At 62.5% G+C, this 14,112-nt stretch carries 8 protein-coding genes; 6 read left to right on the top strand and 2 right to left on the bottom strand.

Annotated elements, in window-relative coordinates:
- The first annotated feature begins 790 nt into the window (after positions 1-790).
- The gene (locus DBV08_RS07045) at positions 791-2,494 is read left to right on the top strand and encodes a TerD family protein (protein WP_185564489.1); all 1,704 of its coding nucleotides are present in this window, start codon (positions 791-793) and stop codon (positions 2,492-2,494) included.
- Here the strand turns inward: DBV08_RS07045 and DBV08_RS07040 are convergent.
- On the bottom strand, positions 2,473-3,918 hold the full coding sequence (locus tag DBV08_RS07040) for an NAD(P)/FAD-dependent oxidoreductase (protein ID WP_124566965.1): 1,446 nt from the start codon (positions 3,916-3,918) through the stop codon (positions 2,473-2,475). The genes DBV08_RS07045 and DBV08_RS07040 overlap by 22 nt on opposite strands.
- A 556-nt stretch (positions 3,919-4,474) precedes the next feature.
- Between DBV08_RS07040 and gltB the strand changes: the two genes are divergently transcribed.
- The 3 genes from gltB (at position 4,475) to DBV08_RS07025 (ending at position 11,598) form a co-directional block, all read left to right on the top strand.
- Positions 4,475-9,073, top strand: coding sequence for a glutamate synthase large subunit (gene gltB / locus DBV08_RS07035; RefSeq protein ID WP_083058061.1), 4,599 nt, complete (start codon positions 4,475-4,477; stop codon positions 9,071-9,073).
- Positions 9,066-10,517, top strand: coding sequence for a glutamate synthase subunit beta (locus DBV08_RS07030; RefSeq protein WP_065456394.1), 1,452 nt, complete (start codon positions 9,066-9,068; stop codon positions 10,515-10,517). The genes gltB and DBV08_RS07030 overlap by 8 nt, the downstream gene beginning before the upstream one ends.
- 184 nt (positions 10,518-10,701) lie before the next feature.
- Complete coding sequence (locus DBV08_RS07025; RefSeq protein WP_185564487.1) at positions 10,702-11,598, top strand: cutinase family protein; 897 nt, start codon at positions 10,702-10,704, stop codon at positions 11,596-11,598.
- On the opposite strand, the gene DBV08_RS07020 is transcribed toward DBV08_RS07025, so the two are convergent.
- Positions 11,599-12,150 (bottom strand): DUF732 domain-containing protein, encoded by a 552-nt coding sequence (locus DBV08_RS07020; protein WP_124566963.1) that lies wholly within the window; start codon positions 12,148-12,150, stop codon positions 11,599-11,601.
- A gap of 213 nt (positions 12,151-12,363) precedes the next feature.
- On the opposite strand from DBV08_RS07020, the gene DBV08_RS07015 reads away from it, so the two are divergent.
- Both DBV08_RS07015 and DBV08_RS07010 read left to right on the top strand, forming a co-directional pair.
- Positions 12,364-13,236, top strand: coding sequence for a hypothetical protein (locus DBV08_RS07015; protein ID WP_003943530.1), 873 nt, complete (start codon positions 12,364-12,366; stop codon positions 13,234-13,236).
- Positions 13,237-13,386: 150 nt separating this feature from the next.
- Positions 13,387-14,112, top strand: coding sequence for a hypothetical protein (locus tag DBV08_RS07010; RefSeq protein ID WP_124566962.1), 726 nt, complete (start codon positions 13,387-13,389; stop codon positions 14,110-14,112).

Here is a 14,112-nt window from a genome sequence, read left to right as displayed (position 1 = left end):
AGTGCCAGCGACCAGTTCATGACTGCTCGTCTTGCAATGGAGGCCGAGCGAGCGGCATGTTCGGAAAGCTCACGTGCAGCAAGTGCAACAACACCGGCTCAACGTGCAATGAGCACGGTGGGTACTGGAAGTAGCCGGCCGGGGCCGTCGCACATTAGGTGAGAGGAAGTTCGATGCAGATCTTTCTGCTAATTGTGATCGTTTGGCTAGCAGGACTTTTCGGAACAATTGCAATGGGTGGGGCAGCGGTCCTATGGTTTCTCGGCGTATTCGTTGTTGGTGTCGTGGTCTTCAGCTTCGTTCTCGGTGCCTACGCCAAACAGCAAATGGATGTTGTGCATTCCGCTGACCCCCCGACAGTTCAACAGACAATCGAAAACCACTTCAGTGGGGTTGGATGGAAGAACGTCCAGGGTGAGGGTTTGATGAACTTCCAATCGCGAGGGTTCGGGCTCAGTTCGTGGAACTCGGAGAACCCTGTGGTGTCAATCAGCCTTTCGCCCACTGCTGACGGTGGCACTGAGGTGTCAATCTGGATGTCGAAGTGGACAACTCGTACGGGGATCGTGTCTTCCTGTGACCGCGTTGTGTCGAAACGATGGACGTTGCTGAGGAAACTCGCAGCACTCGAAGGAGAGTCCGAGGCTCGGTTGTAGCAGGATCAGAAGGGCTGTGCATCATGGGTATGTTCTCCCGAACGAAGGCGCCGACCACTGATTGGGCTACGGAACGAATAGCGGCCGTTCCGAACTGGGCGACTCATCAAACCCTGCGACCAGGATTGTCAGACGTGGCACAGGCATTGGTCGACAGCTATTCGGGAAGTTCCAACGACATCGATATGGACAAGGTTGTCCAGGCTATTGTCAACATTGTGGAATCGCTCGCCGTGAAGCATCTTCCGGAAAGTGCGGAAGCGATCAGGGCGATCATGTCTCGTCCCGGGCCCGAACGTGACGAGATCTGGAACTACTTTACTCATTGCGCCGCCAAAGGTGTTGCGGTGTCGGAACATATCGGTGGAATCCTGGTCGGGCCGCAAATGGCCGAGACTTATGAAGCGATGGTACGAGAAGGGCGCTTTTCGAGGTCCGGGAATGTCACTCCTGACGGGCTGCCAATTATGTCTCCGGACTCGAGTGACACGGCTAGGTTGAGTGACCCGGGCCTTGGCGAGAATGACCCGATACAGATGGCGTTCGGGCTTATGTCAAGCGTAGGTCTGAGCCTTGTCGTCTACGGTTCGTCAAATCTGGCCAGTTGCTTAACAGCCGTTGCCGGAGTTATTCCCGCGTTCCGCAGTTCGGCGACAGATGGTGGATGGCTCGGATCCTTCCCGAGCATCGAGAACGTGTTGTGGTTCGGGATCGAGAGTGCGGACAGTTCCGCGATCATCGTTACTGTTCTGCCGGATGCCGATTCTGGTCGGGTGCTCCGCGAATTCGTCAATCCCCTTGACGCGCTGGAGGCACCTTGGTTCACGGGGTTGGCACAGAAAACGCTGGTGCCCAGCACCTTTGCTGAAATCTTCGCCCGATCGGTTCACCGTCGTATTTGGCACCTTCCAGGTCTTCAACATCTCAGACCTCACGACCACGGGCCGATCGAACTTTCGTGGGCTTTCAAGCGGGAGTTGTCGGGGGCCGGGTGGGACTCCCTCGACGGTGACAGTTACAAGAAGGACGTATCTTCTCCGGCGGGTATTTCGAATGTGTATTTTGCGCCGTGGAGAGATAAATACTCCGTCTTTCTCGTGCTCGGACCTTCGGAGAATGGGCAGATTCCGGAGAGCTTGCGTGGTGTCGATCTGGGTGATTGCCTGATCGGTGTCGAATACGAACACATCATCTTGATCAAACCGCTGTATTCGTCTCCCTCCTTGGCGGACGTACAGGCCGCGACGGAACGCGTCCTCGACCGAGGGAGGTTCCTGGACTCAGGCGAGACATCCATCGTTCCAAATATCTTGACGTTGGCCAAAGGTTCGAACACCCCAATTGGGACGATGCGGATTCGTGTCTCGCTTGCATGGCACCAAAATCCTGTCGAAGTCAATGTGGACACGTCGGCCCTACTTCTCGGCGCGAACGAGAGAGTGCAATCGGATGCTGATTTTGTCTTCTACAACCAGTCGGTGCATCCCACCGGCGCTGTGAATTACGAGTGCCGCCAGGCGGAGAACGGCAATGCCGGTCGTGATTCCATCCGGATGGATCTGCCCCGAGCGGAAATGTACACCGAGAAGATCGTGATTGTCGGATCGGTCGACCGTGGGCAGTTCTCGAGTCTTCGTGGCCTTCATGCGACCGTCGTCGATCTTGACACTGGTCGGACGGTGATCAACTTTCCGATCGACGGACTTACGACTGAAACTGCGCTGGTCGTCGGGGAGTTGTATCGACGCGCCGGGGTATGGAAGTTTCGAGCAGTGGGGCAAGGCTACGCATCTGGTCTCAGGGGTGTCGCAACTGATTATGGAATCAACGTGGATTGAAGTGCAGCCCGCGCAGCATTGAACCCACCCATCCCGTGGACCCCGCCGCCCGGGGGAGTCGCGGACGAGCAGAGGTACACGCCCGGGGCGCCGGTGGCATAGGGGTCCAGCCCGAACCGGGGGCGCGCGATGATCTGCCGCGCAGTGTTCGCCCCAGCGGAGATGTCGCCACCCACGTAGTTGGGGTTGTACGCCTGCATCTGCGGCACATTGCGCACGTGGACGCCCACGATCCGGTCCCGGAACCCCGGCGCAAAGCGTTCGATCTGGCGCGTGACCACATCGGTGGCGTCACCTGGATATCCGTGCGGCACATGCGCATACGCCCACACGGGATGGATGTCTCCGACGGAACGGGAAGGGTCGGCCAAGAATTGCTGGCCCAACAGAATGAAAGGCTTGTCCGGCATCTGACCCCGCACGGTCTGACGTTCGACAGCAGCAGTTTGCGAAATCGTCCCGGACAGGTGCAGGGTGCCGGCCTTGCGGGCATGCGGATTCGTCCACGGCACGACGCTTCCGTCGGAATCACCACGCACGGCGTAGTCGACCTTGTACGCGGCGGTGCCGTAGCGGAATTTGCGGTAGGCCCGGGCAATGCGGTCGGGCTGCCGACCGTCGAGCAGACGACCGGCCGCATCGGGAGCGATGTCGAGCATCACGATGTCGTAATCGGCGATCTGGGAGTAGTTGGTGACCCAGTTCCCGGTTTCGATGGTGCCACCGAGGCTGCGCAGAATCGAGGCGAGCGCGGCTGCAATTGAGCCCGAACCACCTTGTGCCACAGGCCAACCGTGTGCATGAGCGGCCGCGGTGAGCATCGACGCGACAGCGCTGGACATGGGAAGGTCCAACCGCCCGAACATGTGCGCCGCGACGCCACCGAACAGTGCCCGGGCTTGTGGGGTCTTGAACATCCGCGCGAAACCAGTCGCGGGAAGCAGAGCGCCCGTCCCGAAACGCGCGAGCATCAGCGGGTGCTTCGGGACGTGCACGATCGGCTTGAAGACGTCCTGCACCAACTCGTCGAAGTTCTCGGCGAGGTATCCGAAGACGTCGAGCCAGCGCTTGCCGTCGACACCCAGTCCCTCAGCGGTCCGGTTGATGTCACGCCACAGAACCCCGGCGGTGCCGTCGTCGAGTGGATGGACCAAATCGATCTCGGGCCACAGCCACGTCAGGCCATGCTTGGCGAGCCCGAATTCGCGGTCGAGTTCCTTGAAGTAGGGAGAAGCCAAGGCCGTGGGATGGAAGGCGGAGCAATCGTCGTGGACGAGTCCGTCGACGATGTATTCGCTGCTGCGGGTGCCGCCGCCGATCTTGTCCGCACCCTCGATGACATGAACGTCGATTCCGGCGCGGGCGAGTTCGATCGCCGCCGCGAGACCGTTGGGACCACTGCCCACCACTACTGCTGTTGTCATTTGCTCTTCGCCACCCGTCTTCTCAAGGGTGAGCCTACGGAAATTACAGCGATGGCATTCTGCGAGCAAACAATTCAGGCCTGGACCTTGGTTGATCGATCAACTTTTGTTACAGTTCGAGGCGCACTGGCCGCAGCTGATTTCTATCGCTGCGGCCAGTTGTTGCATTCATCGCCCATCGCGCCTGTTTCCTGCGGATTCGGTATCCTGTGAATCGGAACTTCTCTGCACAGACGCAGCTCCGAAATCTGTCGAGGGGCCTTCTGGCTCCCTGCATCGCCGCAGTTCAGAGCAATTATAGGGCTACCTTAGTTGCGCCCGTGCCGGGGTTCTGAATTATCGTTTTCGTTACACGGTTGACTCACAAAAGTTTCAACCGACCGAAGACTCACGTCGCCGGGTGCCAGAACGCACACCATCGCGTCTGCGCAGGGCGGCTACTTCGGTGGTACCGAACACATCGTCGTGTCGGTGCTTTGAAGGACTTGCATTGCAAGTTGATGGCCATCAGCGCTGCTGGTCGTCGGTGCATCTTTATGGCATACGAAGGCTGGGTATGAAGCAACTTCCAGGCCCCCAGGGCCTCTATCACCCGTCCAATGAGCACGACTCCTGTGGAGTCGCATTTGTTGTCGACATGCATGGTCGCCGCAGCAGGGACATCGTCGAAAAGGCGATCACCGCTCTGGTCAACCTCGAGCATCGCGGCGCTGCCGGATCAGAACCCAACACGGGTGACGGTGCGGGCATTCTGCTGCAGGTTCCCGACAAGTTCTTCCGAGCTGTCGTGGACTTCGCGCTGCCCGCCGAAGGCGCGTACGCAACCGGTATCGCATTCCTCCCGCAGGGCGACGCCGATGCACACGAGGCTGCTGCTGCAGTCGAGAAGATCGTCGTCGAAGAGGGCCTGAAGGTTCTCGGCTGGCGCGAGGTCGGAACCGACGACTCATCGCTGGGCGCACTGGCGCGCGACGCGATGCCGACGTTCCGTCAGATCTTCATCGGCTCCGAGGGTGACAAGTACACCGGCATGGATCTCGAGCGTCGTGCATACGTGGTGCGTAAGCGCACCGAGCACGAACTCGGCTCCGAAGGCGCCGGCAAGGGTGGCCCGGGTAGCGAGACCGTGTACTTCCCCAGCCTGTCCGGCCAGACGTTCGTCTACAAGGGCATGCTCACCACCCCGCAGCTCAAGGGTTTCTACCTCGACCTGCAGGACGATCGTGTCGAGAGCGCACTGGGCCTGGTCCACTCGCGCTTCTCCACCAACACGTTCCCGTCGTGGCCGCTGGCGCACCCGTTCCGCCGGGTCGCTCACAACGGTGAGATCAACACCGTCACCGGCAACGAGAACTGGATGCGCGCTCGCGAGTCCCTCATCGACAGCGACGTCTTCGGTGGCCGCGAGAACCTGGACAAGATCTTCCCGATCTGCACCCAGGGCGCCAGTGACACCGCTCGTTTCGACGAGGTGCTCGAGATGCTGCACCTCGCCGGCCGCAGCTTGCCGCACGCAGTTCTCATGATGATCCCGGAAGCCTGGGAGAAGCACGAGAGCATGGACCCCGCTCGTCGGGCGTTCTACGAGTACCACTCGGCACTCATGGAGCCCTGGGACGGACCGGCGTCGGTGTGCTTCACCGACGGCACCGTCATCGGCGCCGTGCTGGACCGCAACGGTCTGCGTCCGTCGCGTCTGTGGATCACCGAAGACGGCCTCGTCGTCATGGCGTCGGAGGTCGGCGTTCTGCCGATCGATCCGTCCACCGTGGTCCGCAAGGTCCGCCTCCAGCCGGGCCGCATGTTCCTCGTGGACACTGCGCAGGGCCGGGTCATCAGCGACGAGGAACTGAAGAACGAACTCGCTGCCGAGCACCCGTACCAGCAGTGGATCGACGAAGGTCTGATCCACATGGACGACCTGCCGGACCGTCCGTACACGTACATGTCGCACGAGCGCGTCGTGCTGCGTCAGCAGCTCTTCGGTTTCACCAACGAAGAGGTCAACCTGCTGGTCAAGCCGATGGCACTTTCCGGTGCCGAGGCACTGGGCTCGATGGGTACCGACACTCCGATCGCCGTGCTCTCGTCACGTCCCCGGATGCTGTTCGACTACTTCTCGCAGCTCTTCGCTCAGGTCACCAACCCGCCTCTCGACGCGATTCGTGAAGAGGTTGTCACCAGCCTCGGCGCGACCATCGGCCCCGAGGGCGACCTGCTGCACCCGAATGCGGACTCCTGCAAGCAGATTGCGCTCCCGCAGCCGATCCTGCACAACGACGACCTGTCGAAGCTCGTTCACGTCAACGACGACGGCGAATTCCCGGGCTTCCGCAGCGTCGTGATCCGCGGCCTGTACCCCGTCAAGGAAGGCGGCGACGGTATCCGTCGTGCGCTCGAGGGCATCAAGTACCAGGTCTCGCAGGCAATCGAGGGTGGCGCACGCATCGTCGTGCTCTCGGACCGGGAGTCCACCGAGGACTACGCGCCGATCCCGTCGCTGCTCCTCACCTCGGCCGTGCACCACCACCTGGTTCGCGAGAAGTCGCGCACCAAGGTCGGACTCATCGTCGAGGCCGGCGACGCCCGCGAGGTGCACCACATGGCGCTCCTCATCGGCTTCGGTGCCGCAGCGGTCAACCCGTACATGGCTTTCGAGACCATCGACGAGTTCCTGCAGAACGGCGAGCTCGAGGGTCTGACCCTCGAGAAGGGCATCGCGAACTACATCAAGGCAGCCGGCAAGGGTGTCCTGAAGGTGATGTCCAAGATGGGCATCTCGACGCTCGCGTCGTACACCGGTGCTCAGCTGTTCCAGGTCATCGGCCTCTCGCAGGAGCTGACGGACGAGTACTTCACCGGTCTGCAGTCGCAGCTCGGTGGCATCGGCCTCGACCAGATCGCAGCCGACGTCGAAGCACGTCACCGCATCGCGTACCTCGATCGCCCCGAAGAGCGCGCTCACCGCGAGCTCGAGGTCGGCGGCGAGTACCAGTGGCGTCGTGAAGGCGAGTACCACCTGTTCAACCCGGACACGGTCTTCAAGCTCCAGCACGCAACTCGCACAGGTCAGTACGAGGTGTTCAAGGAGTACACGACCATGGTCAACGACCAGTCGGAGCGCCTTGCCGCTCTGCGTGGTCTGTTCGACTTCAACATCGGCAAGCGGCCGTCGATCTCGATCGACGAGGTCGAGCCGGCCAGCGAGATCGTCAAGCGATTCTCGACGGGTGCGATGAGCTACGGCTCCATCTCCGCCGAGGCTCACGAGACTCTCGCCATCGCGATGAACCGTCTGGGCGCCCGCTCCAATTCCGGTGAGGGCGGCGAACATCCGTCGCGCTTCACGCCGGACGAGAACGGCGATCTGCGACGCAGTGCCATCAAGCAGGTCGCGTCGGGACGCTTCGGTGTCACCTCGCACTACCTGAGCAACTGCACCGACATCCAGATCAAGATGGCGCAGGGAGCCAAGCCCGGTGAGGGCGGCCAGCTTCCGGCTCACAAGGTGTACCCGTGGGTGGCCGAGGTTCGGCACTCCACGCCTGGCGTCGGGCTGATTTCGCCGCCGCCGCACCACGACATCTATTCGATCGAGGATCTCGCTCAGCTGATCCACGACCTGAAGAACGCCAACCCGCAGGCCCGCATCCACGTGAAGCTGGTCTCCGAGGTCGGCGTCGGAACCGTCGCGGCCGGTGTCTCCAAGGCGCATGCCGACGTCGTTCTGATCTCCGGTCACGACGGTGGCACCGGCGCCACCCCGCTGACCTCCGTCAAGCACGCGGGCGCACCGTGGGAACTCGGCCTCGCCGAGACCCAGCAGACGTTGCTGCTCAACGGTCTCCGTGACCGCATCGTCGTGCAGGTCGACGGCCAGCTCAAGACGGGTCGCGACGTCGTCGTCGCTGCCCTGCTCGGCGGCGAGGAGTTCGGTTTCGCCACCGCACCGCTGGTGGTCTCGGGCTGCATCATGATGCGCGTCTGCCACCTCGACACCTGCCCCGTCGGTGTCGCGACGCAGAACCCGTTGCTGCGTCAGCGTTTCAGCGGCAAGCCGGAATTCGTCGAGAACTTCTTCATGTTCATCGCCGAAGAGGTTCGCGAGCTTCTCGCGGAACTCGGGTTCCGCACGCTGCTCGAAGCCGTCGGCCAGGTCGACATGCTGGACACCACGCGCGCTCTCGATCACTGGAAGGGAAGCAAGGCAGGCAATCTCGATCTGTCGCCGATCCTCACCCAGGTCGAGTCCGCGTTCATGGACCAGGACGTCCACTGCACCGGCACGCAGGATCACGGTCTCGACAAGGCACTCGATCAGCAGTTGATCGTTTCGGCCCGCAACGCACTCGACAAGGGTGAGGCGGTCTCCTTCGAGTCCGCGATCACCAACGTCAACCGCACGGTCGGCACCATGCTCGGCCACGAGGTCACCAAGGCGTTCGGTGGAGAGGGCTTGCCCGAGGGCACCATCGACATCACGTTCACCGGTTCCGCCGGTAACAGCTTCGGTGCTTTCGTGCCCAGCGGTATGACCCTGCGCCTGCACGGCGACGCCAACGACTTCGTCGGCAAGGGCCTCTCGGGTGGACGCATCGTCGTACGCCCGCCGCTCGATGCAGCGGAAGGCTTTGTCGCCGAGGACAACATCATCGGTGGCAACGTCATCCTGTTCGGCGCCACCAGCGGCGAGGCTCTGCTTCGCGGTGTCGTCGGCGAACGCTTCGCAGTCCGTAACTCCGGCGCCACTGCCGTCGTCGAGGGTGTGGGCGATCATGGTTGCGAGTACATGACGGGTGGAAAGGTGGTCATCCTCGGAGCCACCGGACGTAACTTCGGCGCCGGCATGTCCGGTGGCGTCGCGTACATCTACAACCCCGACAAGGCATTCGAGAAGAACCTCAACACCGAACTGGTGGACCTCGAGGATCTTTCGGGCGACGACTTCACCTGGTTGAAGGGCGCCATCGAACGTCATCGCGACGAAACCGGCTCCGAGGTTGCCACGCGCATCCTCGCTGACTGGTCGCAGCAGGTGGGTCACTTCGCAAAGGTGATGCCCCGCGACTACAAGAAGGTTCTTTTGGCCATCGCGGCCGCAGAGAAGGATGGCAAGAACGTGGACGAGGCAGTTATGGAGGCAGCTCGTGGGTGATCCAAGCGGCTTCCTGAAGCACACGTCGCGCGAACTTCCGGTTCGCCGGCCGGTGCCGTTGCGCCTGCTCGACTGGAAAGAGGTCTACGAGGAGTTCCCGAAGGAAACCCTCAAGACCCAAGCCAGCCGTTGCATGGACTGCGGAATTCCTTTCTGCCACAACGGTTGCCCTCTCGGAAACTTGATTCCCGAGTGGAACGACCTGGTTTACAAGGACCACTGGCACGACGCCATCGAGCGTCTGCACGCGACCAACAACTTCCCGGAGTTCACCGGTCGTCTGTGCCCCGCACCCTGTGAGGCGTCCTGTGTCCTGGGCATCAACCAGGATCCGGTGACCATCAAGCAGGTCGAGGTCGAGATCATCGACAAGGCCTTCGACGAAGGGTGGGTCAAGCCGGTTCGCGCCGCGCACGCCACCAACAAGAAGGTCGCAGTTGTCGGCAGTGGTCCGGCCGGTCTGGCTGCAGCGCAGCAGCTGACCCGCGCCGGTCACGCAGTGACGGTCTTCGAGCGGGCAGACCGCATCGGCGGCCTGCTGCGCTACGGCATCCCCGAGTTCAAGATGGAGAAGCGGCACATCGACCGCCGTCTCGAGCAGATGGAAGCCGAAGGCACCGTCTTCAAGACCAACGTCAATGTCGGCGTGGACATCACCGCGGACGAGCTGCGCGAGCAGTTCGACGCAGTGGTTCTGGCCGGCGGCGCCACCGCAGCTCGCGATCTGCCGATCCCGGGCCGCGAACTGGACGGCATCCATCAGGCGATGGAGTTCCTGCCGATCGCCAACCGTGTGCAGTTGGGTGACCTCGACGCTCCCACCATCACCGCTGAGGGCAAGAAGGTTGTCATCATCGGCGGCGGCGACACCGGAGCCGACTGCCTCGGCACCTCGCACCGTCAGGGCGCGACCAGCGTCCACCAGTTCGAGATCATGCCGCGTCCGCCGGAGACTCGCGCCGAGCAGACTCCGTGGCCGACGTACCCGCTCATGTTCCGCGTGGCTTCCGCTCACGAGGAAGGCGGCGAGCGTCTGTTCTCCGTCAACACCGAGAACTTCGTCGGTGAAAACGGCAAGGTCACCGGTCTCAAGGCTCACGAGGTCGAGATGAAGTCGGGTCGCTTCGAGAAGGTCGAGGGCTCGGACTTCGAGCTCGAAGCCGATCTCGTGCTCCTGGCCATGGGCTTCGTCGGTCCCGAGAAGCCGGGTCTGCTCACCGATCTCGGTGTCGACTTGAACGAGCGTGGCAACGTCGCCCGCACGTCCAAGTGGAACACCAACGTCGACGGTGTGTTCGTGGCCGGCGACATGGGCCGCGGTCAGTCCCTGATCGTCTGGGCCATCGCCGAGGGACGTTCCGCGGCAGCCGCTGTGGACACCTACCTCGAGGGCGTCACGGCCCTTCCGTCACCGATCCACCCGACAGCGGCTCCGCAGCGCTAGAGGCTCTCACTAAGCCGCACCCCACCGCATTCGGTGGGGTGCGGCTTTGTTTCTGCAAGCAATTCGCAAGATCTGTAACAAACCTTCATCAATCGTGCATCGGACAGACACAACGCCCAGACAGTATGATTCCGGAGCACCGATAGTGGTGTATGGGTTGCTGAAGGTAAAACAGGGGAGTTTCATGCGTGCGAGGCGTCTCGTTGCGGTGTTGTCGGCATTTGCTGCGGCAGTAGTGGTACCGGTTGTCAGTGCTCCCGTGGCGTCGGCTGATCCCTGCCCCAGCCTGTACGTCGTGGCCATCCCGGGAACCTGGGAGCCCTCGGGCACCAGGCCCGGCGCCGGCATGCTCGCCCCGGTGACCAACGGGCTTCCGGGCTCCGTTCGCACCGATTACGTCACCTACTCGGCGACGGCCTTCCCGTGGGAGTCCAACGTCTACGCCAAGTCGAAGCAGCAGGCCGTCGACAATGCCCGCGGCATGATCGGCGCCATGGCCGCCTCGTGCGGTGACACTCGCTTCGCCATCGTCGGATACAGCCAGGGCGCGGACGCGGCAGGCGATCTCGCCGCCGAGATCGGAACCGGCATCGGCGTGGTCCCCCCGACTCGCGTCGAGGGCGTCGGCTTGCTGTCCGATCCCCGTCGTTCCGAGTCCGACGTCCTGATCGGCCCCGCTGTCGGCGGTAACGGTGCCAGCGGCCCTCGCATCGGTGGATTCGGTTGGCTGTCAGGCAAAACGGTGACGCTCTGCGCGGTCGGTGACCTGTACTGCTCGACGCCGAAGGACGATTTCGTGATGCGTCTGGCCGGATTCATGGCTCAGGCGTCCGATCCCACTCCGGCCAGTGCGCTCGCGCTGCGCGACGAGGCCGCCGTGATCGTCAATGATCTGATCACCGCAGGCGGTCTCCCCGCTCTGATGGCCCAGCTCGATCCGGGCGCGAACTCGCGGCGCATCGATCAGTTGGTCGACTTCTACGGCTCGCAGGTCCACACCGACTACACGCGTTACGTCGTTGACGGCGCAGGCAATTCGGCTACATCCTGGCTGCACGGCTGGTTGGCCGGCAAGGCCTGATCAGCAGTACGTCTGCTCCGCCGTGTCGACGTAGATCTCGGCAACGCGCTGCGAGGACATCGGCGTGATCTGTGAGTACACCTCGCCGACGGAGTTGAACTCCGCCAGCACTTCGGACCGAGGCATACCGTCAGCGAGCGCCTTGCAGGTGCCGTCGGCGTAGAGGATCTCGGCGGAATCCATTCCGGCGGGCGGGATCCCGGCCAGACGCAGAGCGGCGATGTACCGCTGCCCCTTCTCGCCGGCGTTCGCGACGATCTCTTCCGGTGAGCGGGCGTCGATCGGTGCATTGGCCGCTGGCGCTACCGGTAGTGATACCGCCGGTGGCGTCGATTCGACGACGCTCGGCGCCGCTTCCGGAGTTGTTGCGGCGAGCGGGCTGGTCGGCAGCTCGGAAAGCGTACTGGGGGCAGTCGAACTCGACGTCGCCGCGACCGACGTGCTGGTGGCAGCAGAAGTGGATTCCGATGCGTCGCTGTCGGATTGGCTGCTGCAGCCGCTGAGGAGTAGGCCCGCTGCCGCGACGCAGAGGACCAGTCTGTTCGTGTTCATCACCCGTGAGTGTTACACACCGTACCGCTTATTTTGTCCGTTTTAAGGAAACTCCCTTTTGCCCTGTTTTTAAGTCTAAGTCCTGTGATATACATCTGTTCAGTTGTTACTTGTGAGTAGGAGCACACCGCAAAGACCTTGTCGGCGGCGGTCGAAACACAAGCAATGACTGCGAGTTTCGTCCCCCATCACATAAACGGCAGGGAGAAATCAGTGCAGAAATCTCACAAGAACGGCAACAGACGTCTCGGCACGCGCGTGGCCGTCATTGCAGGTACCGCAGGTGCGGTCCTCGCGTTCGCGGCGCCGATGGCCTCGGCTCAGGATCCGGTCGACAATTCGATACCCGGTGCCGCAGTGTGTCCGGCTACTGCCGAATCCTGTGTGTCGGTTGTGGTTCAGAGCGGAACCTTCGACAACAACGGCTTCAACCTCCCGATCGGAAAAGGCGACATGATCATCGCCGCCGAGGCCGGCTCCGGTGAAGGTGAGTCCACCGTTCTTCTCCCGCGCGACGACGGACACCACGGTGTCTACTCCAAGCCGTTGACCGTTCCGGGTGGAGTCCTCGGAATCGACCTGCCGTTCGGCAATCTGTTCGGCCTCGCCGCAGTCACCGCCGAGGTGGAGGCGACCGCTGCCCCGACCCTCAACGGCATCATCACCGACATGGATCTGAGCATCCCGGTGCGGATGAAGATCAACAACGCGTTCCTCGGCGACAACTGCTACCTGGGCTCCGCGGCTGCGCCGGTGAATCTTCGTCTCGCGCCTGACCCGTCGGTGGTACCGACCTACACGGTGCTCCCGGACAATGCACTGAAGGTGAGCCCGGTCGGGAACCAGGCCACCGGCTTCGCGCTGCCCGCCGCCAGTGGTTGCGGACCGTTCGGAGTGCTGAACCCGATCGTCAACTGGCGAGCAAAGGTACCGGCCACGTCCGGAACCTCGCTCAGCACGATCTCCGACGCCTACCTGTACCCGGGCGGCCTCACCGGTAGCGATCCTCTCGACGATCTCGGTGGCGGAACAGGATCCAGCGGTTCCAGTGGCTCGAGCGGTTCGTCCGGAAGCTCCGGTTCCTGAAAAATCGGAAGCCTAGACGCAGCGGTGGTGACGGAATGTCACCACCGCTGCGGTGTCCGACCTGTAATAACCTGTGCCTCAGGGTGGGCGAAGGCGGCACTCCATCAGGAGCACCTGCGCGGCCACGAAATCACAGGGGAGTCCTCAAACATGTTTCGAGACAGCGTTCTTGCGAGTCCGGTCCTGCGCCGGGGTGTGACGGCACTGGCAGTTGCGGCCGCAGCCACCATGTTTGTCGGTACTGCAGCGACGGCGGAGCCGGCAGCAGTTGTCGGTGAGGTGTCCGCGGACTCCATCGCGGCAGCCCGTGCGCAGGCCATCGGAACGACGGTCACCGTCGTGGGAACCGCGACTACGCCGTCTGGAGTGTTCGAATCCAGCTTCTACGACAAGGGCTTTGGTCTCCAGAGCGGCAATTCGGGCATCTACATCAGCGATCCGAACAACTCCGGGATTGCTCTCGGCGATCAGGTTCAGGTCACCGGAGTCCTCGCGGATCAGGAAGGCCTGCTCGTCGTCCGCCCGACTGGCGTCGAGGTAATCGGCACGACTACGCAGATCAGCCCGGCGCGACTGCCCCTCAATGCAATCGGTGAGGGCAGCGAAGGTCGTCTCGTGACGGTGTCCGGAATCGTGAGCGGACCCGTCGTCGACGATCTGCCGTACGGCCACAAGATCCTGGTCTCGGGCGCCGAGGGAAACACCGTCATCTTCGTCAACACACAGACGGGAATCGACGTCGATGCCGTCGCCGTCGGACGCCCGATCACCGTCACCGGTTTCAGTGGCCAGTACGCCAGCACCTACGAGGTTCTTCCCCGCTCGGAAGCCGATGTGCAGCAGGGTTTCACGGGCAGCCTGAGTTTCGGAAGCTGA

It is taken from the genome of Rhodococcus sp. KBW08, from assembly GCF_003852455.1.
In the GTDB taxonomy this organism is placed as follows: Bacteria; Actinomycetota; Actinomycetes; order Mycobacteriales; family Mycobacteriaceae; genus Rhodococcus_F; species Rhodococcus_F baikonurensis.
Note: the sequence above shows the minus strand (reverse complement) of the source record. Positions and strands in the feature narration are given on the sequence as shown.